The sequence below is a fragment of the Sphingopyxis solisilvae genome (genome assembly GCF_015475875.1).
Lineage (GTDB): Bacteria > Pseudomonadota > Alphaproteobacteria > Sphingomonadales > Sphingomonadaceae > Sphingopyxis > Sphingopyxis solisilvae.
Window position 1 is genome coordinate 1 of the sequence record NZ_JADKYM010000035.1, and the last position, 18,428, is coordinate 18,428.

19 protein-coding genes and 1 tRNA gene are annotated in these 18,428 nt (G+C 64.2%); 9 read left to right on the forward strand and 11 right to left on the reverse strand.

What is annotated here, in order from left to right; all coding sequences use genetic code 11:
• Positions 1 to 284: 284 nt before the first annotated feature.
• Together IR187_RS17190 and IR187_RS15950 are read left to right on the forward strand one after the other, a co-directional pair.
• Positions 285 to 437: a tyrosine-type recombinase/integrase gene (locus IR187_RS17190; RefSeq protein ID WP_407699095.1), complete on the forward strand. Its 153-nt coding sequence runs from the start codon at positions 285 to 287 to the stop codon at positions 435 to 437.
• A gap of 150 nt (positions 438 to 587) precedes the next feature.
• A complete protein-coding gene (locus IR187_RS15950; protein ID WP_324187714.1) occupies positions 588 to 923 on the forward strand; it encodes a response regulator in 336 nt (111 codons plus the stop codon).
• A gap of 724 nt (positions 924 to 1,647) precedes the next feature.
• Here IR187_RS15950 and IR187_RS15955 read toward each other — a convergent pair.
• The 7 genes from IR187_RS15955 to IR187_RS15985 form a co-directional block, all read right to left on the reverse strand.
• A complete protein-coding gene (locus tag IR187_RS15955; RefSeq protein ID WP_194955566.1) occupies positions 1,648 to 1,854 on the reverse strand; it encodes a cold-shock protein in 207 nt (68 codons plus the stop codon).
• 115 nt (positions 1,855 to 1,969) lie between these two features.
• Positions 1,970 to 2,045, reverse strand: a tRNA-Lys gene (locus IR187_RS15960).
• A 111-nt stretch (positions 2,046 to 2,156) separates the two neighbouring features.
• Positions 2,157 to 3,263, reverse strand: a complete 1,107-nt coding sequence (gene rodA / locus IR187_RS15965) for a rod shape-determining protein RodA (RefSeq protein ID WP_194955567.1) — start codon at positions 3,261 to 3,263, stop codon at positions 2,157 to 2,159.
• Entirely contained in the window at positions 3,260 to 5,170 is a 1,911-nt protein-coding gene (gene mrdA / locus IR187_RS15970; protein ID WP_194955568.1) for a penicillin-binding protein 2, read from the reverse strand. The genes rodA and mrdA overlap by 4 nt, the downstream gene beginning before the upstream one ends.
• A gap of 6 nt (positions 5,171 to 5,176) precedes the next feature.
• Complete coding sequence (locus IR187_RS15975; protein WP_194955569.1) at positions 5,177 to 5,701, reverse strand: rod shape-determining protein MreD; 525 nt, start codon at positions 5,699 to 5,701, stop codon at positions 5,177 to 5,179.
• Positions 5,698 to 6,603 (reverse strand): rod shape-determining protein MreC, encoded by a 906-nt coding sequence (gene mreC / locus IR187_RS15980; RefSeq protein WP_194955570.1) that lies wholly within the window; start codon positions 6,601 to 6,603, stop codon positions 5,698 to 5,700. The genes IR187_RS15975 and mreC overlap by 4 nt, the downstream gene beginning before the upstream one ends.
• A 17-nt stretch (positions 6,604 to 6,620) precedes the next feature.
• Positions 6,621 to 7,667 (reverse strand): rod shape-determining protein, encoded by a 1,047-nt coding sequence (locus IR187_RS15985; protein ID WP_194955571.1) that lies wholly within the window; start codon positions 7,665 to 7,667, stop codon positions 6,621 to 6,623.
• A 196-nt stretch (positions 7,668 to 7,863) separates the two neighbouring features.
• Here IR187_RS15985 and mutL point away from each other — a divergent pair, with 196 nt between their 5' ends.
• Complete coding sequence (mutL, locus tag IR187_RS15990) at positions 7,864 to 9,681, forward strand: DNA mismatch repair endonuclease MutL (protein ID WP_194955572.1); 1,818 nt, start codon at positions 7,864 to 7,866, stop codon at positions 9,679 to 9,681.
• A gap of 177 nt (positions 9,682 to 9,858) precedes the next feature.
• Here mutL and IR187_RS15995 read toward each other — a convergent pair whose 3' ends face one another.
• Positions 9,859 to 11,130, reverse strand: coding sequence for an MFS transporter (locus IR187_RS15995; RefSeq protein WP_194955573.1), 1,272 nt, complete (start codon positions 11,128 to 11,130; stop codon positions 9,859 to 9,861).
• A 161-nt stretch (positions 11,131 to 11,291) separates the two neighbouring features.
• Between IR187_RS15995 and pgsA the strand changes: the two genes are divergently transcribed.
• The 3 genes from pgsA to IR187_RS16010 are packed head-to-tail and all read left to right on the forward strand — an operon-like array spanning position 11,292 to position 12,558.
• A complete protein-coding gene (gene pgsA, locus IR187_RS16000) occupies positions 11,292 to 11,864 on the forward strand; it encodes a CDP-diacylglycerol--glycerol-3-phosphate 3-phosphatidyltransferase (protein ID WP_194955574.1) in 573 nt (190 codons plus the stop codon).
• A 2-nt stretch (positions 11,865 to 11,866) separates the two neighbouring features.
• The gene (locus tag IR187_RS16005) at positions 11,867 to 12,121 is read left to right on the forward strand and encodes a MoaD/ThiS family protein (RefSeq protein WP_194955575.1); all 255 of its coding nucleotides are present in this window, start codon (positions 11,867 to 11,869) and stop codon (positions 12,119 to 12,121) included.
• Complete coding sequence (locus IR187_RS16010; RefSeq protein WP_194955576.1) at positions 12,118 to 12,558, forward strand: molybdenum cofactor biosynthesis protein MoaE; 441 nt, start codon at positions 12,118 to 12,120, stop codon at positions 12,556 to 12,558. Before IR187_RS16005 ends, IR187_RS16010 begins: the two co-directional genes overlap by 4 nt.
• Positions 12,559 to 12,661: 103 nt before the next feature.
• On the opposite strand, the gene IR187_RS16015 is transcribed toward IR187_RS16010, so the two are convergent.
• A complete protein-coding gene (locus tag IR187_RS16015; protein ID WP_194955577.1) occupies positions 12,662 to 13,567 on the reverse strand; it encodes a hydrogen peroxide-inducible genes activator in 906 nt (301 codons plus the stop codon).
• A gap of 138 nt (positions 13,568 to 13,705) precedes the next feature.
• On the opposite strand from IR187_RS16015, the gene IR187_RS16020 reads away from it, so the two are divergent.
• Positions 13,706 to 14,173, forward strand: a complete 468-nt coding sequence (locus IR187_RS16020) for an EF-hand domain-containing protein (RefSeq protein WP_194955578.1) — start codon at positions 13,706 to 13,708, stop codon at positions 14,171 to 14,173.
• A 234-nt stretch (positions 14,174 to 14,407) separates the two neighbouring features.
• On the opposite strand, the gene trmFO is transcribed toward IR187_RS16020, so the two are convergent.
• Entirely contained in the window at positions 14,408 to 15,757 is a 1,350-nt protein-coding gene (gene trmFO, locus IR187_RS16025; RefSeq protein ID WP_194955579.1) for a methylenetetrahydrofolate--tRNA-(uracil(54)-C(5))-methyltransferase (FADH(2)-oxidizing) TrmFO, read from the reverse strand.
• A 112-nt stretch (positions 15,758 to 15,869) separates the two neighbouring features.
• Between trmFO and IR187_RS16030 the strand changes: the two genes are divergently transcribed.
• Positions 15,870 to 16,568: a lysoplasmalogenase gene (locus IR187_RS16030; protein WP_194955580.1), complete on the forward strand. Its 699-nt coding sequence runs from the start codon at positions 15,870 to 15,872 to the stop codon at positions 16,566 to 16,568.
• Positions 16,569 to 16,747: 179 nt separating this feature from the next.
• Here IR187_RS16030 and IR187_RS16035 read toward each other — a convergent pair whose 3' ends face one another.
• Positions 16,748 to 17,590 (reverse strand): TauD/TfdA dioxygenase family protein, encoded by an 843-nt coding sequence (locus tag IR187_RS16035; protein WP_194955581.1) that lies wholly within the window; start codon positions 17,588 to 17,590, stop codon positions 16,748 to 16,750.
• A gap of 120 nt (positions 17,591 to 17,710) precedes the next feature.
• On the opposite strand from IR187_RS16035, the gene IR187_RS16040 reads away from it, so the two are divergent.
• The gene (locus IR187_RS16040) at positions 17,711 to 18,274 is read left to right on the forward strand and encodes a peroxiredoxin (RefSeq protein ID WP_194955582.1); all 564 of its coding nucleotides are present in this window, start codon (positions 17,711 to 17,713) and stop codon (positions 18,272 to 18,274) included.
• The last annotated feature ends 154 nt before the right edge of the window (positions 18,275 to 18,428 follow it).

The following is an 18,428-nucleotide window of genomic DNA, read 5'->3' on the forward strand; positions in this document are numbered from 1 at the left end:
CGGCCGTGGCTCTTCGGAAAATAGGGCTGAAGCCGCGCCATCTGCTCGTCCGTCAGCCAGAATAAATCGCTCAAATTCAGGCTCCTTCCCGGCCGCCTGAATCATAATCGCTACCGCAAATCAATGGATCCTGACCCTAAGAATGGGGATGCGCTCGGCGTCCCCCTCAATGATATCGCGCTGGCCGTTCTGCGGCGGCAGCAGGGCAAGCATGAAACCCATGTGTTCACCTATCGGGGCAAACCGCTCCGATCGGCGAACACGCGGGCGTGGCGCAAGCGCTGGTGGAAAGCGGGATCACCGACTTTCGCTGGCACGATTTGCGGCACACCTGGGCAAGCTGGCTTCGCCAGAATGACGTGCCCACCTGGGTGCTTCAGGAGCTCGGTGGCTGGAATCGGAATCGATGGTGCGCCGCCACGCGCACATGTCGGTGAAGCATTTGCAGCCATTCGCCGAGCAGCTTACTTTTTCGCCCCAAACGGACATGTCCGGAGAGGCGCAGAAGTCCGCCGATGGCGGCTGCGCAATTATCGCGTCATTGATATTCAAGCTGGCCACTGGAGAGCGACGACTTCGGGCAACATATCCGCTTCATGCTGACCGACGTGCTGAGAGACTCCGGATACCATGTTGTCGAGGCGCGCGATGGCGAGGAAGGCCTAGCAATCCTTCTGTCTGGCCAAGCAATCGATCTCATCGTTACCGACGTTCGCATGCCCGGTGCCATCGACGGGTTGGAGCTTGCGCGCCGCTCGAAGGCGTTAGATCCGTCGCGTTGCGTCATCATTTGCTCAGGGCACCTGCGACCTCAGGAATCCGACCCCGCAAATGCTTTTATGGCAAAACCTTATGCCGCCGCGGCACTTCTCCAAATTGTAGAGCAGCTCATGGGGAAGAGCCCGCAGCCGCGAACGATCTAAATACTCGGATCGCCACGCTGCACGCTCATTTTCCCGATGGCTGACGACACCCGATGAGTGCGGCGTAAGGCCGGCTCGCGCGCGAGCTTCCCGCATCAATCCCGTTATGACGATAACAAAGTTCTTTCATTTAGCAGCTACCGTCCGGCGGCATTGCGGCCCGCAACCATCCATACGATTGGGATGATTCATCCTATGGAACGGCGGGAACGTACCGCTTACTATAGCGGGCTCGATCAGGCGAGAAAGGCCATGCCGGCAGCGGCGCGCGCGTCTCGGGCCGTTTGGCGACGCGTTCGCGATCCGTCCGCGCGCTTTCGGTTTGAACCGCGCGTAGCGCCATCTCGCTCCATGCGATCGCCGCGCGAAGGTTGCGGTCGCGCACCTGCGTCAACGCGGACGCGGTGGCGTCGGCGGTACATTTATCGGACTGTGCTTGGTAGAAGTCACTTGTCGCAGACATTGCGGATTCCTTTCAGATTAGTCGATCATGTCAGCAATCAGTATCTCCAGCGGGCAAACCGTGAGAACAACTGACGCAGGGCGCCGAGGCCAGGGGGTGTCGGCCAGCGGCAGGGGGGACAGAAAGCGTTTGCCACGCATCGGCGCTACCCGCTGCAATCGGTCCGTACATCGGGGTTCGGCCCACAGCTATATTGCGGGGCATGGCCCGAAAACGGCCGTCTGGTTACGCTCTCGAATGACAGCGCAAACCTTCCATTTATCAGGCGTGCTGGAGATTGACCGCCGAGATCTTGCCATCGCGGCCGGTTTCCAGCTCGTAAGAAATGCGCTCGTCCTTGTTCAGCGTCGCCATTCCGGCGCGCTCGACGGCGGAGGCGTGGACGAAGCTGTCGCCCGAGCCGTTCTCGTTGGCGATAAAGCCATAGCCTTTGTCGCTGTTATAAAATTTGACGGTGCCGATCGGCATGGGACGCTTCCTTTCACGAAAAACAGGAATTCCACCGGCAAATGCACCGGCGAAGCTGGTAGCGAGAGAAGGGAAGTATCCGCCCCGAAGGGGTATCAAAATGAGGGAAAATAAATGGTGGACGCACTAGGGCTCGAACCTAGGACCCGCTGATTAAGAGTCAGCTGCTCTACCAACTGAGCTATGCGTCCACTGCCGGTTTCCGGCGGGCTTTGCGGCGGTGGGGAACCCTCTTTGCTGCAAAGCGAGCGGCCCGCTATCATGGCTCTGCGGCAATGGCAATGGCCTTGCGGCACTTTTTCTCAATGAAAGCGGCGGGTGCCCGTCTTGCTGTCGTTTTCGATGGCCAGGATGATACCCACGCACGTCATGATCGTCAGCATCGACGACCCGCCATAGGAAAAGAGCGGCAATGGAATGCCGACCACCGGCGCCAGCCCCATGACCATCATCAGATTGACCGCGATGTAGAAAAAGATCGTCATCGTCAGTCCGGTCGCGGTCAGCTGGCCGAACCGCGTCCGCGCCTTCAGCGCGACGCGTGTTCCCCACCGCAGCAGCAGAAAGAATCCGAACATCAGGGCCAGCCCGCCGATCAGCCCCCATTCCTCGGCCATGGTGGAAAAGATGAAGTCGGTGTGTCCCTCGGGCAGATAGTCGAGGTGGCTCTGCGAACCATTGAGGAAGCCCTTGCCGCCGATACCGCCCGAACCGATCGCGATTTTCGATTGGCTGATATGATAGCCGGCGCCCAGCGGGTCGCTTTCGGGATCGAGAAAGATCAGGATTCGTTTTTGCTGATAATCGTGCAGGAAGGAAAAAAGGACGGGCAACGCCGCTGCCCCCGCAATCACGGTGCCGCCGAACCACCAGAAGGGCAGACCGGCGACGAACATCACGACAATGCCGCCGATACAGATGGACAAGGCGGTCCCCAGATCGGGTTGCAGCATCACCATCGCGACGGGAATACCGATCATCACCAGGGCCGGCCATAGCGCGGTCCAGCTGCGATTGTTTCCGGGCGGCAGCAGGGCATAGAAGCGCGCGAGCGCCAGGACGATCGCGACCTTCATCAATTCGGACGGCTGGAGATTCATGAAGCCGAGGTTGAGCCACCGCTGGCTGCCGCCCCCGACAAAGCCGAGCACCTCGACCGCAACGAGCAGGACCACGACGCCGATATAGGCGAGATAGGCATGTTCTTCGAACACCCGCAACGGGAAGCGGCCGATGACCAGGGCGATGGTCAGGAAGACGACAAAGCGGAGGCTTTGCTGCGACGCCCACGGCGACCAGTTGCCGCCCGCCGCCGAATAAAGCACCAAAATGCCGAAACCAACGATCGCGGTCAGCAAGGCGATCAATTTCCAGGGGATGCGCTGGATGGCGGGCGGGACGACGATCATCGGGGCAGTTCCGGGTTGGGGTCACTGGCGGCGCCGGCCTTCCAGGCGGCATAGTCGCGGTCCATCCGTTCCTTGATCGTGCCGCCCCACCCGGCTTCCAGCGTTTCGAGCGCTTCCATCGCCTTTTGGCGATCGTAGAGGAAGGTAAAGATGTCCTTGGCGATCGGTGCGGCGGCGCGCGACCCGCCCATGCCATGCTCGATCACCACCGACGCGGCATAACGGGGATTTTCGACCGGCGCGAAACAGACGAACAAGCCATGGTCGCGGTATTTCCACGCGCCGCTCTGGCCGCGCGAGCCCGAGGCAAGGCCGCGTACCTGTGCGGTGCCGGTTTTGCCGCCCATCGTGATCCCGTCGAGCGGCAAGCGGCTGCGCACCGCCGTCCCCGCGCCATTGACGACGCGGTCCATGCCGGCGCGCGCGACGGCGAGCGCCTCGGCAGAAAAGGGCAGGGGCTCGTTTGCGAACTGGCGATTCACGAGGCGCGGGTACAGCCGCCGTCCCGACACCATCCGCGCGGTCATCACGGCAAGCTGCAACGGGTTCACGCTGACATAGCCCTGCCCGATCACCGCGTTGAGCGAATCCGAAGCCGACCATGGCTGGTTGAACCGCCGCATCTTCCACGCACTGTCGGGGATCGTGCCATAGCGCTGGTTGCTGCCTGCCAGCTGAAACTCTTCGCCCAGTCCCAGCAGCTTCGCGGTCGGCGCGATCGCATCATATCCCAGCCGGTGGGCGAGCCAGTAGAAATAGCTGTTGCAGCTTTTTTCGATCGCGGTCGGCATGTCGATGCTGCCATGCGTCCCCAGGCAACGGAAAAAGCGGCTGCCGAGGCGATAGCCACCGACGCAGGTATGCCGTTCACTCGGATCGACGCCATTTTCGACGGCGGCGATTGCGACCATCGGTTTCAGCGTCGATCCGGGGGGATATAGCCCACGCGTCGCCTTGTTGATCAGCGGCTGGTGATCGTCGGCGCGCAGCCAGCTATATTCATTGTTGCTGATGCCGTCCGAAAGGCTGTTCGGATCGAAACAGGGCATCGAAATAAACGCCAATATATCGCCGGTCAGGCAATCCATGATGATCGCGGCGCCGGATTCGCGGCCCATGCGCCGCGCCGCATATTCCTGCAGGTCGGCGTCGATCGTCAGATGGACGGTCTTGCCCTGAACGTCGGGCTGGGTGTCGAGGTCGCGCACGATCCGTCCGCGTGCCGTTACCTCGACCCGGCGCGCGCCGGGTTTGCCCTTCAACATGGGCTGAAAATATTTCTCCAGCCCATCTTTGCCGATCTTGTAACCGGGCGTGATGTACAGCGGGTCGCGGTCGCGCTTATATTCCTCGGCATTGGGCGTCCCGACATAGCCGATCAGGTGGCCGACCGCCGCCCCCGTCGGATAATAGCGGGCAAAGCCGCGCTGGGGCGCGATGCCGGGCAGGTCGGGCAGGCGGACGAGGATCGACGCATATTCGGCCTCGGTCATGTCCTCCTTGACCGCCACCGGCTGGAACCCCGACGCGGCGGTCAGGTCGCGGTTGATCCGCTCCATCGTATCGCCGTCGAGCCGCAGCAATGTTTGCAGCTGGCCGAGTATGCGCTCGCGTTTCTGCAACCGGTCGGGAATGATATCGAGCCGCAGCGACACCCGGTTGTTTGCCAGCGCCTTGCCGTTGCGATCGACGATCCAGCCGCGGCGCGGCGGGATCAAAGTGAGATTGACCCGATTGCTTTCGGATTCAAGCACGTAGCGGTCGTTGTCGACAATCGAGATATACGCCATGCGCGCTGCCAGCGCCGCGCCGACGACCGCCTGAGCGCCGCCGACAAGCAAGGCGCGGCGGGTGAAGGTGATACCGCGCCAGGCTTCGGTAATCGGGGGACGTTTGCCGCGGGCCATGGGCGATTATCGGCGTTTCAGGCGAAAATTGTCAAACTTGCCGGTCAGTCGCATCACCAGCGGCAACAGCAGAATGGAAAGGACGATCTGCGGCAGGACGAGACCCAGAATGCGGCCCGGGTTCGCCGCAGGATGCGCGATCAGTGCCGCCAACGCCTGGATAACGGGAATCAGCAGCGCCGCGATGACCCAGTCGTGCCAAAAGCCGCGCCAGTAGATCCGCTGCGACGAATAGTGGATCGCGAGGCTTGCCAGCGTCCACAGGCCGACCGCGGTGCCGATCGGCTGCCCGCTGTAAAGATCGTCCCACAGCCCGAGCGGCAGGCCGATCCACACCGGCCACATTTCGGTCCGCAGCAATTGCCAGCACAGAAAAAACAACAGGCCGAGCGGGGGCAGCACCGGCGAACTGGCCACCAGCGGCAGCATCAGCGGCAGGGCCGATGCGACCATCACCGTTGCCACTGGCACGGCGCGCATACGCCACAGCGACGCCGGTTCGCCGAGGCGCGGTGCTGCTGCCTTGTTCATGGCGCGGGAGCCGGCGCGGTTGCCGGCGGAGCGATGACGGCGCGCTGCGCCTCGATATTGTCAGGGGTGTAAGGGCGGAGGACCGAGACCGCATCGACCTTTGCCGGGTCGGCGAGCGGGCGCGCGAGCGCGCCGTCATCCTGCCGCTGCACGACGATCGCCACCGGAATGTTGGGTGGATAAAGGCCGCCGGTCCCCGATGTCACCAAAATATCGCCGGGTTTGAAGGGATTGTTCGCGATGTTGAGGGTGCGGACGTCAAGATCACCGTTACCCCGGCCATAGGCCAGTGCAGGAAGACCGTCGCGCGCGCGGCGAACGGGTACGATATTGTCGACATCGGTGAGCAGGAGCACCTGCGCCACCGACGGTCCGCTGCCCAGCACGCGGCCGATCAGGCCATCGGCGCCGCGCACGGGCTGTCCGGCGGTGACGCCCATATTGCGCCCGATACTCAGGAGTGCGATCCGTTTGCTGCTGGTCGACGTGGACGTCAGCAGATAGCCGTTCGCCAAGGCGGCCTTGTCGGTTTGCTGCAACGCGAGCAGCGCCTTGAGCTGGCGATTCTCCTCTTGCAGCGAGCTGGTCGCGACCAGTTGGCGGCGGGTCTCTGCCAGCTCCTTGCGCAGCCGCCGGTTCTGCGATCCCGCGCGCACATAGGCGCCGACATTGTCGTCGATACCGGAGATGGAACCGATGACCGACCGCGACGCGCGCGCCACCGGCGCGGCGACCTCCTGGCTAGCCAGCCGCAATTGGGCAAAGCCGACGGGGTCAACGACCGACAGGATCGCCAAAAGCAGCCCCGCGACCGCTCCCGTCACCGCGATGACATAGGCCGCGAACAGGCTGTACTGCGCCTTTCGGGATTGCCCCGGACGTCGATGTGCCGGGCGGACCATGGTTCAGAAACCCTCGATCAGGCTTGCTGCAGCACGCCGCGGAAAGCGGGGTCTTCCATCGCCCGGCCGGTGCCGATTGCGACGCAGGTCAGCGGATCGTCGGCGACCGTCACCGGCAGGCCGGTCGCATCGCGCAACAATTCGTCGAGTTCGGCGATCAGCGCGCCACCGCCGGTCAGCACGATCCCCTGGTCGACGATATCGGCGGCCAGTTCGGGGGCGGTGTTTTCCAGCGCGATGCGCACACCCTCGACGATCGTGCCGATCGGTTCGGACAGCGCCTCGGCGATCTGCGCCTGGTTGATCGAGATTTCCTTGGGCACGCCGTTGACGAGGTCGCGACCCTTGATGTGGATCGTCAGGCCGGTGCCGTCTTCGGGAATGCGCGCGATCCCGAAATCTTTCTTGATCCGCTCGGCGGTCGCTTCGCCGATCAGCAGATTATGGTGACGGCGGACATAGCTGACGATCGCTTCGTCCATCTTGTCGCCTCCGGCACGGACCGAGGTGGTGTAGGCGAGGCCGCGCAAGCTGAGCACCGCAACTTCGGTGGTGCCGCCGCCGATGTCGACGACCATCGATCCGATCGGCTCGGTCACCGGCATGTCGGCGCCGATCGCGGCCGCCATCGGTTCCTCGATCAGCCACACCTCGCTGGCGCCGGCGTTCGATGCGGCGTCGCGGATCGCGCGGCGTTCGACGCTGGTCGAGCCCGAGGGCACGCAGATCACGATTTCGGGGCTGCGGAACGCATTGGGCTTGCCGCCATGCACCTTGGTGATGAAGTGCTTGATCATCTGTTCGGCGACGTCGATGTCCGCGATGACGCCGTCGCGCAGCGGGCGGATCGCCTCGATGCTGTCGGGGGTCTTGCCCATCATCAGCTTGGCGTCGTCGCCGACTGCCTTCACCCGCTTGATCCCGTTGATCGTCTCGACCGCGACGACCGACGGTTCGTTCAGCACGATGCCCTTGCCGCGCACATAGACAACCGTGTTGGCGGTGCCGAGGTCGATCGCCATGTCTTGCGAATTGAATTTGAACCAGCGGGAAAAGAAGGACATCGATACTGCTTCCTGTCATCGGTGCAGCGGCTTTCGAACGAACCGCCCCACCGTCGTCAAATGATGCGCGCTCCCGTGCCGGCAGCAGGACCAAATCTGGGAGAATTTCCGGCTCGTCCGCGAGGATGGCTGGACAGGAAGATAAGGCTGTGCGGGTGGGTCGCGATTTGCGTCCGACTGCGCTAGGACAGCCGCCATGTCAATACGTCGCCTGCCTGAAACGCTCGTAAATCGGATCGCGGCCGGTGAAGTGGTCGAAAGACCCGCCGCAGCGCTGAAAGAACTGGTCGAAAACGCCATCGACGCGGGGGCGAGTCGCATTTCGGTGCGAATCGCCGAAGGCGGAATATCGCGGCTCGAGGTCGAGGATGACGGTTGCGGGATGATCGCCGCCGACATGGCGCTGGCGCTGGAACGCCATGCGACGTCGAAGCTGCCCGACGACGCGATCGAGGATGTGACGACGCTGGGCTTTCGCGGCGAGGCGCTCCCGTCGATCGCCAGCGTCGCGCGGCTGACGCTCGACAGCCGGGTGGCGGGTGGTGATGGCTGGCGCCGAGTTGTCGATAATGGCGTGCTGGTCGCCGAAGGACCGGCGGCGCTGTCGCACGGCACGCGCGTGCTGGTCGAGGACCTGTTCGCGCGCGTCCCGGCGCGCCGCAAATTCCTGCGCAGCGCGCGTAGCGAATATGCCGCGTGCCTGGATGTCGTGAAGCGGTTGGCGATGGCGCGCCCCGACGTCGGTTTTGTGGTCGAACATGACAGGCGCCGCGTGCTCGACGTGCAGGGCGGGCAGGATCAATTGAGCCGTGTCGCGGCGCTGACCCAGCGCGAGCTGGCGGTAAACAGCATCGGCATCGATTTGCATCGCGGCGATGTGCATATCGGCGGCGTCATCAGCCTGCCGACCTTCAATCGCGGCATCGCCGACCATCAATATCTGTTCGTCAACGGGCGACCGGTGAGGGACCGGTTGCTCGTCGGGGCGCTGCGCGGCGCCTATGCCGACCTGCTGGCGCGCGACCGCCATCCGGTCGTCGCGCTGTTCCTCGACGTGCCGGGCGGCGAGGTCGATGTGAATGTCCACCCCGCCAAGACCGAGGTGCGCTTTCGTGACCCGCAGCTGATCCGCGGGATGATCGTCGGCGGCCTGCGCCGCGCGCTCGACGAACATGGTTTCCGCAGCGTTCAGCGACCGGCCGAGGCCGCGCTGGCGGCGTGGCAGCAGGAACCCGTCACGCCGCCCGCACCAACGCTGTTCGCATCGCATCTGCCCTATCCGCACGCCCCCGCCACGCATCTGTTCGGCGCCGATACCGATCCCGCCACCCACGCACTGCTCCGCGACCGGGTGATCGATTTCGCGCCGCCGCCTGATGCCCTGCCGATGGGGCGCGCCGAGGCTGCGACCGCGCCAGTCCCGCAGGGTGATGCCCACCCGCTGGGTATCGCGCGCGGCCAGATTGCGCGGACCTATATCGTCGCCGAGGCCGAGGACGGTCTTGTCATCGTCGATCAGCACGCCGCGCACGAACGGCTCGTGCTCGAACAGTTGCGCCGCGGCATGAGCGGGCAGGCGGTGCCACGCCAGGGGTTGCTGCTCCCCGAAATCGTCGAACTCGACGAACCCGCGTGCGACCGTCTTGAAGCAGCGGCATCGCAGCTCATGGCGCTCGGGGTCGAGCTCGAACGCTTCGGCCCCGCCGCCATGATGGTCCGCGCCACCCCGGCGATGCTCGGCGCGATCGACTGCCGCAAACTCATCACCGACATAGCCGATGATCTGGCGGGTTATGACGCTGCGCTGGGCCTCAGTGAGCGGCTCGAACTGGTCGCCGCCACCATGGCCTGTCACGGTTCGGTCCGCGCGGGTCGTACGCTCAGCGTCGCCGAGATGAACGCGCTGCTGCGCACGATGGAAGTCACGCCGCACAGCGGCCAGTGCAACCATGGCCGCCCGACCTGGGTAAAAATGTCGCTCGGCGAAGTCGAGAAACTTTTTGGCCGTAAATGAGAGGGTTACACTTTATTCTAAATTGATTGTCCGGACAAGTCGAGCGGCCATGGTGGGTGGCGCTCACGACAGAATCGCGTCGTTTATTGCATAGTCATCCTGAAACGAGTTCAGCATGACGAAGGTGTTTGGAACCTAACATCCGCTCCGCACCCCAAACCGGCCCTTTCCCGCGCTTCAATCACACGCCTTGTGCAGTTTCCACGCCAGCACTGCCGACACCAGGCACATGACCGCCACCATCAGCAGCGTGTCGTCGATCGTGAGCCCCAGGCCGATCAGGACGCTGAGCAGCAGCACCGCAGTCACCATGAAACCCGAATTGACGATATTGTTCGCCGCGACCGTGCGCGCGGTCTGCGACTTGGCGACGGTGGTGGTGAGAAAGGCGTAGAGCGGCACCACGAACATGCCGCCGGCGATCGCGATGCCAAGCAGGTCGAGGATGATGCGGTCGCCCACCGTCAGCGCCAGGAACTCGCGCCAGTCCATCAGGGTCGAGCCATGATGGCTCCACCCCTTCACATTCCACCACAGGTCGAGCACGAATACGCTCATCACCAGCACCGACCCCGGCGAATAACGCGCCGACACCTGTCCTTTCAGCAGCCGGTTGACGACGATCGACCCGATCGCGACACCGACCGAGAATATGGCGGTGAACAGGGTGGCGACGGTGTTGTCGGCGCCCAGCGCATTTTTGACCAGCGGCGGGAACTGCGCCGCCAGAATGGCGCCGATCGCCCAAAAAAAGCTGATCGATACGATCGCCAGGAACAGGCGGGGAATGTGCATCGTCGAATTGACCAGGCGCCAGGACGAACGGAAGACATTATAGTCGATCGCCATGTCCGCCGCCTCCGTCTCAGGCGGTGCGGCGGGGACAAGGCTGGCGGTCAGGCGACCGATCACTGCCACCGCGATGATGCCGGGAATGGCGATGTGCGGCGGCGTCAAGCCGCCGACAATCGTTCCCATCAGTATGGCGATATAGGTCCCTGCTTCGACCCAGCCGGTCCCGGCGAGCACCTCGTCCTCTTCCAGATGCTGCGGCAGGATCGCATATTTGATCGGGCCGAAGAAGGTCGAGTGAACCCCCATCGCGAACAGTGCGGCCAGCATCACCGGCACCAAGTGCAGCCAGATGCCGATCGCCCCAACGATCATAATGCCGATTTCGGCGCTTTTGACGAGGCGGATGATCTTCGTCTTGTCGCCGCTGTCGGCCAGCTGCCCGGCCAGCGCCGAAAACAGGAAAAAGGGCAGGATGAACAGCCCGCCCGCCAGCGCGTTGAACCACGCCTCGGTCTCAGGATCCTTGTAGATGGTGAAGGTGACCAGAATCACCATCGCCATCTTGTAAAAATTGTCGTTGAACGCGTTCAGGAACTGGGTTGCGAACAGGGGCAGGAACCGGCGTTGCTTCAAAAGCGCAAAGGAACCGGTCATTGAAAATCCACTTGTCCAGCCCGACATCCGGCTGGCGCCGGTCGCCCGAGGCAATATTGTTTTCGTCCGCGCGACTTATCGGTTAGGGCTGGCGCGGTCAAAGCCCATTTTCGGCGCACCGTCACCAGCGCGCCTTTGCAACGGACGAACCAGCGGGGATCATGCTCAGTCTTCCGAACATCCTGACCCTGTCGCGCATATTGGCGGTTCCCATCTTGCTGTTCCTGCTCTGGCCCGGGGTGGTCGAAGGATCGCACCAGCCGAAACCGATCGACTATGCACTCGCCTTTGGTCTGTACTGCCTGATGGGCATTACCGATTATTTTGACGGTTATGTAGCGCGGTCCCGCGGGATCGTTTCGCGTCTCGGCGCCTTCCTCGACCCGATCGCCGACAAGATCATGATCGCGGCGGTCATTCTGTTGCTCGTGTTCACCCGCGACATTGCGGGTTATCATGTCATCGCGGCGCTGATGATCCTGCTGCGCGAGATTATTGTGTCGGGGCTGCGCGAATTTCTGGCGACCTTGCAGGTGTCGATGCCCGTGACCCAGCTGGCGAAATGGAAAACGACCTTTCAATTGGTCGCTTTCGGGGCGTTGATCCTGGGCGGTGCGCTGCCTGCGTTCGACTGGATCAAGACCATCGGGCTGGCCAGCCTGTGGGGCGCGGCGGTACTGACGCTGGTCACCGGCTGGGATTATCTGCGCGTCGGCCTGAAACATATGGACTGACGATGGTGACGATCGCCTATTTCGCATGGGTGCGCGAACGGATGGGGACGGCCGAAGAAGTTGTGCACCTGCCCGCCGATGTCAACGACCTGGCCGCGCTCCTGGCCTGGCTGGCGGCGCGTGATGAACGCGGGGCTCGGGCGTTCGCCGAGCCGGAGCGGATTCGGGCTGCAATCGACGGAGTGATGACGGGCGATGGAGCGCTGCTGGGCGGGGCGCGCGAGGTCGCGCTGTTTCCGCCGGTTACCGGTGGATGACCCGCGTCGCCGTACAGGTGGCGCCGATCGATTTCGGAGCCGAGATCGACCGCCACGATGCCGGTGGTTATGGCGCGACCGCCAGCTTTATAGGGCGGGTCCGGGGCGACGGCGGGCTGCTTGAGCTGTTCCTCGAGCATCATCCGGTGATGACCGAGACGGGCCTGCTCGAGCTGGCGCGCGCCGCGGCAGAGCGTTGGCAGCTGGCGGCGCTGACGCTGATCCATCGCGTCGGAGCCATGACACCGGGCGACACGATCGTGCTGGTGCTGGCAAGCAGCCCGCACCGCAGCGAGGCACTGGCGGCGTGCGAGTTTCTGATCGACCGACTGAAAACCGACGTGATGCTGTGGAAGCGCGAGACGTTCGAGAACGGGCGCGTGGCGTGGGTCGAGCCGCGGGCGGGGGACGCGGTGCGCGCGGAGCGGTGGGGGTAAGCCAAATTCCGTTCGTCTCGAGCGAAGTCGAGAGACGCTTGGGTCGCCCATGCCTTCGCGTGTCTCGACTTCGCTGGACACGAACGGGGTATGGGGTGCGAGATTAAGCCGCCCGATGCTTCCGGAAAATATCCGCCAGCATCCGGAACTCGTCGGCGCGCGGGCTGCCCTTGCGCCAGACGAGGGCGATCGTGCGCCAGTCGTGGTCCGAATCGAGCGGGCGGGTGTCGATGTCGGTGTGGTCGAGGATGCCTGCCTCGATCGCCATTTGCGGCAGCATGGTGATGCCTAAGCCGTTATCGACCATCTGCACCAGCGTGTGCAGCGACGTTCCCATCATCCGTGCCCCGGCGCGCAATTCGGGGCGGTTGCATGCGGCCAGCGCATGGTCCTTCAGGCAATGCCCGTCCTCCAGCATCAACATCTGCGCCGGGTCAATCTGGTCGGCGCTGACCATCGCGGGCAGGTCTTCGGACTGGTCGCCGGGAAAGGCGACGAACAGCGCGTCGTCGAACAGTTCCTCGCTCTCGACATCGCCGCACGCATAGGGGAGGGCGAGCAGCACGCAATCGACGGCGCCGTGATGGAGCGATTCGCACGCCTGCGCGCTCGGTTCCTCGCGCAGGAACAGCTTGAGCGCCGGACGTTCCTTGCGCAGCACGCGTAACATGCCGGGCAGCAGGAAAGGCGCGATCGTCGGGATGACGCTCATCCTGAGCTCGCCGACCAGCGGCGCAGCGGCGGCGGCGGCCATGTCGGCCAGCTCCTCGGCCTCGCGCAGCACCCGGTGCGCCTTTTCGACAATCGCATTGCCGAGCCCGGTGAAGCGGACGACGCGGCGCGTCCGCTCGACAAGCGTTTGGCCGAGCAGCGTTTCGAGCTCGCGGATGCCCGCGGACAGCGTCGACTGGGTGACGTTGCACGCATCGGCAGCGCGGCCGAAATGGCCATGTTCGTGCAACGCGACCAGATATTGCATCTGTTTCAGCGTCGGGAGGTAGTTTTGCATTGATCGGATATAGCAATGACAGAGTCGATTTTGAATAATCGGATCGATTAAAATTCGTCACCATTCTGGTGCCGTTTGTTGGCGGCGATCCATGCTGCATGTTAGCCAGCACCATCGGGATCGGTGGAGGGCGGGCGAATGGCGGTGTCACGTTTTCTGGTTGGCGGCGTAGCGAGCGCGCTGTTGCTCACCGGCGGCCTGTTCATGTGGAAGGGATATACCCAGATCGCCGAGGAGGAGGAACTGCCCGCAGCGCCGCCGCCTTTGGCGGCCATTCCCGTTGCCGGCCCCGATGCCCCGAAACGCGGACCGGCACCGCCAAGCTTGCCGGCTGCGAAAGAGGCGTCGCGCGAGGAGCGCCGCTTCAACCGCTACGACCGCGACCGCAATGACCGGATCAGTCGCGTCGAGATGATGTCGTCGCGCACCGCCGCATTCCGCAAACTCGACAAGGATGGCAATAATCTGCTGACCTTCGAGGAATGGGCGGTGGCGACGAGCGACCGTTTTGCCAAGGCCGACGGCGACAAGTCGGGCGACCTGACGCGCGCGGAATTTGCAACGACGGCGCCAAAACGCGCGGCGAAGCCGAAGTGCAACTGTTGAGGAAGTCCGGACCGGGTGGTGGGTCCGGAAACGGTCATAACGCCCTCTCCCTTCGGGGGGGGCTGGGTGAGGGTGTCTGAGGTTGGTTTCGTAATCGGAGGGTGATCCCCTCACCCCGCTTCGGCTAGGTTGCTACGCAACCAAGCCTGCGTATCCCGCTCCCGACGGAAGAGGGAAATGACTGCTCCCTACCCCGAAACCGCCGGTCTTTCGCCGCGGCCCACCACCCCCCGCTCAGGCCGCGACGCCCTCCGCAACCTTCACCCACTCGGCCAGCGCCGCACCGGCACGCTGCGTATAGCCCAGCTTGCGATCCTTCTTGCGGACATCCTCGGCCAGTGGCGGAAACAGCCCGAAATTGACGTTCATCGGCTGGTAGCTCGCGGCATCGGCGCCGCCGGTGATATGGCCGAGCAGCGCGCCGAGCGCGGTTTCGGGCGGCGGCGGCGGCAGGCTGCGGCCCGCCAGTTCGGCTGCGACGAAGCGCGCGGCGATCAGGCCGATGGCGGCGCTTTCGACATAGCCCTCGCAACCGGTGATCTGCCCGGCGAAGCGGATATGCGGCGCCGATTTCAGCCGCAGCTGGTGATCGAGCAGCTCGGGCGAGCGGATGAAGCTGTTGCGATGAAGACCGCCGAGCCGTGCAAACTCGGCCTTTTCCAGCCCCGGGATGGTGCGGAACAGTTCGACCTGCGCCGCGTGCTTCAGCTTGGTCTGGAACCCGACCATGTTCCACAAGGTGCCGAGCGCATTGTCCTGGCGCAGCTGGACGACCGCATAGGGCCAGCGCCCGGTGCGCGGATTGTCGAGGCCGACGCCCTTCATCGGGCCGAAGCGCAGGGTTTCGGGGCCGCGCTCGGCCATGACCTCGATCGGCATGCAGCCTTCGAAATAGGGCGTGTCCTTTTCCCAATCCTTGAACTCGGTCTTTTCGCCGTCGATCAGCCCCTGAACGAAGGCGTGATACTGATCCTTGTCCATCGGGCAGTTGATATAATCCTTGCCGTCGCCGATCGGCCCGACCTTGTCCCAGCGGCTCGCCATCCAGGCAATGTCCATGTCGATGCTGTCGCGATAGACGATCGGCGCGATCGCATCGAAAAAGGCGAGCGCGTCCTTGCCGGTCGCGGCGCCGATGCTGTCGGCAAGGCCCGCGGCGGTGAGAGGGCCGGTGGCGACGATCGTCAGGCCTGTGCCGGGCAGCGTGTCGATGCGTTCGCGGACGATGGTGATATTGGGGTGCGCTTCGAGCGCGCGGGTGACGCCGCCCGAGAAGAGGTCGCGATCGACCGCAAGCGCCGATCCCGCGGGCACCTTGTGGACATCGGCCTCGCGCATGATGATCGAGCCGAGTGTCCGCATTTCGCGGTGCAGCAGGCCGACGGCGTTGCTGTCGCCATCGTCGCTGCGAAAACTGTTCGAGCAAACCATCTCGGCGAGGGAGTCGCCCTGATGCGCCGGGGTCATGTCGCCGCCGCCGCGCATTTCGGACAGGCGAACGCGATACCCTGCCTCGGCCAGCTGCCACGCGGCTTCGGACCCGGCGAGGCCGCCGCCGATGATGTGCACGTCGTATTCCGCCATTTACCCTATCCGTTGACTTGCGCCCAATGTGCCGCGCAGTAGGCGGGTTGCGGGCAAGATGCAAAGGGGCGGGCAAGATGCAAAGGGGCGGGCAAGATGCAAAGGGGCGGGCATGATTGAGGGACGGGACTGGGATCGCGCGCGGTGGCTGTGGCTGGCGGCGCTGGTCGGCGGAATCAGCTATTTCGCAGCGGTCTATTTGCGGCTCGATGGCCCCGCGATCTGGGCGTGGAAGGCGTCGGGGGCCGGGCTGCTCGCTGCGTGGGCGGCGATGAACGCGCGCTCCGGCGACGGCAAGCTGATTGCGGCGGTGCTGGCGTTCGGGGCGCTCGGCGACTGGCTGCTCGATGCGGTCGGGATGCTCGCGGGCGCGGCTGCGTTTGCGACGGGGCATCTGATCGCGATCATCTTGTATTTGCGCAACCGGCGGCCCAGCCTGACATCGTCGCAGAAATTGCTGGCATGGGTGCTGGTGCCGCTGGCTTTGCTCATCGCTTGGGGATTAACGCGCAGCGCCGAGGCGGCGCTGATGGGCGCGGCGATTGCCTATACTGGCGGGGTTGCGATCATGGCGGCCACGGCGTGGATCAGCCGTTTTCCGCGCTATCGCACCGGTATCGGCGCGATGGCGTTTCTGGCGAGCGATCTGTTCATTTTTGCGGGGGAGGGCGGCACGCTGAGCAAAGATGTGACCTTGTGGCTGGTGTGGCCGCTCTATTTTGGCGGACAGGCGCTGATTGCGTGGGGGGTGGTCAATGTGTTGGCGAAGGAGGAGCGTGGACGGGAAGCGACCCGTTGCACACCTATCTGATCCTCCCCGCTTGCGGGGAGGGAGACCGCCGAAGGTGGTGGAGGGGGCTGGCGGTCTGAAGCGGCGTGGCGGAAGGACGCGAAACCCCTCCGTCAGCGCTTCGCGCAGCCACCTCCCCACAAGTGGGGCGGATCATTTGTCCGCTTCCCACCCCAAAGCAGTTGTCTCCCGCTTTCTCGCTACCCCTCCCACGCCGCAATCGTCGTGCGATGCAGCAATCGGTCGTAACCGTCATATCCTCCCGTGGCGCGGTGGAGCACCGAGCGATTGTCCCACATCACCAGCATGTCGGGCTCCCACTGGTGCGAATAGCGAAATTCCTCGCGTCCCTGCCACTGGATGAGTTCGTAGAGTAAAGGCAATGCCTCGGCATCGTCGAGACCATCGAAGCCGATGATGTAACCGGCGCAACCGAACAGGCCGGGACGGCCGGTTTCGGGATGGGCGCGGATGAAGGGATGGAGCTGGGTTTCCAGCGCTTCGTCGCCCGAGCGGATGTCCATGCTGCGGTTCGTGTCGTTCGCGCCATACATGCCCGACGGGGCGTATCCGGCGCGCGCGCTGTGGATCGCCTGCAAGCCTTCGACCCGCGAACGCAGCGCGACAGGCATCGCGTCGAGCGCGGCCTGCTGGTTGGCGAATTCGGTGTTGCCGCCGACCGGCGGGATGGTGATGCCGAAGAGGCAGGTGCCCGCGGGCGGCCGCGCTTGGAAGCTCCAGTCGCTGTGCCAGTTTTCGGCGAACAGCGGTGCGGTCTCGTCGGCGCGGCGCCGGACCGCGATGATATGATCGCGGCCGGGGATCGGCCGGATGAAGGGATCGTCGCCGAAGCCACCAAAATAGCGGGTGAAGCGCTCCAGATCGTCGTCGCTCAGCTCCTGGTGCGGGAAAGCGAGGACATGATGGTCGAGCCATGCGGTGCGGATCGCAGCAACGGTGGCGGGGTCGAGCGGCCGGGTCAGGTCGATCCCGGTCACGCGGGCGCCGCAAGCCTGGCCGCTGGGGGTGATGGTCAGGGTCATGCGACGATGCTGCGCCGATCGAGGCGCCGGGTCAATCGGGCGCGATTGCGGTTGGCGGATAAGGCGATACTATGGTCGCCCCGACAAAGGCGATGCTGCCGGTCGTGGCGGAGACCGCAGATGAGAATGCTGACAAAACTTGCGCTGGTGGCCGGGCTGTCGCTGTCCTTGACGCACGTGGTGCCGACGGTCGCGAACGCCGCGCTTCAGCAGGGGGCAAGGGCGCCCGATTTCACGCTGAAAGCGGCGTTGGGCGGCAAGCCGTTCAGCCTGTCGCTGCGCCAGATGCTGAAGAAGGGGCCGGCCGTGCTCTACTTCTTCCCCGCCGCCTTCACACCCGGCTGCACAATGGAGGCGCATCTGTTTGCCGAGGCAAGCGACGATTTCAATAAGCTGGGTGCGCGTGTCGTCGGGGTTACTGCCGGCAATATCGAGCGTGTCGCCGAATTTTCGAAATCCGAGTGCCGCGACAAATTTGCGGTGGCGTCGGACCCCGGCGCGGCGGTCGCGGCGCGCTACGATGCGGTGATGCAGCGCCCCGACGGAACGCGGCTGTCGAACCGCACCTCCTTCGTGATCGCGCCCGACGGCACCATCCTGCTTAGCTACACCGACAGCAAGCCGCAGGCCCATGTCGAAAAGACGATGGCGGCAGTGCAGGCGTGGAAGGCGAAGCGGCGGTAGGTTTGGGTCAGTGATGGGGTAAGTGTCGGTCTACGACCGGAAGCGGACATAGCCGATCCTCCCCATCGACTTGCGATGGGGAGGGGGACCGCCGCGAAGCGGTGGTGGAGGGGCCGCGAGCGTCAGCGAGCGCTGCGCGCTCGACCCCTCCGTC

Bases quoted from the DNA above. Each gene is read 5' to 3' on its own strand.
- IR187_RS15955 (WP_194955566.1), bottom strand. From the start codon at position 1,854: ATGCCGATCGGCACCGTCAAATTTTATAACAGCGACAAAGGCTATGGC.
- rodA (WP_194955567.1), bottom strand. From the start codon at position 3,263: ATGATCGTCGTCCCGCCCGCCATCCAGCGCATCCCCTGGAAATTGATC.
- mrdA (WP_194955568.1), bottom strand. From the start codon at position 5,170: ATGGCCCGCGGCAAACGTCCCCCGATTACCGAAGCCTGGCGCGGTATC.
- IR187_RS15975 (WP_194955569.1), bottom strand. From the start codon at position 5,701: ATGAACAAGGCAGCAGCACCGCGCCTCGGCGAACCGGCGTCGCTGTGG.
- mreC (WP_194955570.1), bottom strand. From the start codon at position 6,603: ATGGTCCGCCCGGCACATCGACGTCCGGGGCAATCCCGAAAGGCGCAG.
- IR187_RS15985 (WP_194955571.1), bottom strand. From the start codon at position 7,667: ATGTCCTTCTTTTCCCGCTGGTTCAAATTCAATTCGCAAGACATGGCG.
- mutL (WP_194955572.1), top strand. From the start codon at position 7,864: ATGTCAATACGTCGCCTGCCTGAAACGCTCGTAAATCGGATCGCGGCC.
- IR187_RS15995 (WP_194955573.1), bottom strand. From the start codon at position 11,130: ATGACCGGTTCCTTTGCGCTTTTGAAGCAACGCCGGTTCCTGCCCCTG.
- pgsA (WP_194955574.1), top strand. From the start codon at position 11,292: ATGCTCAGTCTTCCGAACATCCTGACCCTGTCGCGCATATTGGCGGTT.
- IR187_RS16005 (WP_194955575.1), top strand. From the start codon at position 11,867: ATGGTGACGATCGCCTATTTCGCATGGGTGCGCGAACGGATGGGGACG.
- IR187_RS16010 (WP_194955576.1), top strand. From the start codon at position 12,118: ATGACCCGCGTCGCCGTACAGGTGGCGCCGATCGATTTCGGAGCCGAG.
- IR187_RS16015 (WP_194955577.1), bottom strand. From the start codon at position 13,567: ATGCAAAACTACCTCCCGACGCTGAAACAGATGCAATATCTGGTCGCG.
- IR187_RS16020 (WP_194955578.1), top strand. From the start codon at position 13,706: ATGGCGGTGTCACGTTTTCTGGTTGGCGGCGTAGCGAGCGCGCTGTTG.
- trmFO (WP_194955579.1), bottom strand. From the start codon at position 15,757: ATGGCGGAATACGACGTGCACATCATCGGCGGCGGCCTCGCCGGGTCC.
- IR187_RS16030 (WP_194955580.1), top strand. From the start codon at position 15,870: ATGATTGAGGGACGGGACTGGGATCGCGCGCGGTGGCTGTGGCTGGCG.
- IR187_RS16035 (WP_194955581.1), bottom strand. From the start codon at position 17,590: ATGACCCTGACCATCACCCCCAGCGGCCAGGCTTGCGGCGCCCGCGTG.
- IR187_RS16040 (WP_194955582.1), top strand. From the start codon at position 17,711: ATGAGAATGCTGACAAAACTTGCGCTGGTGGCCGGGCTGTCGCTGTCC.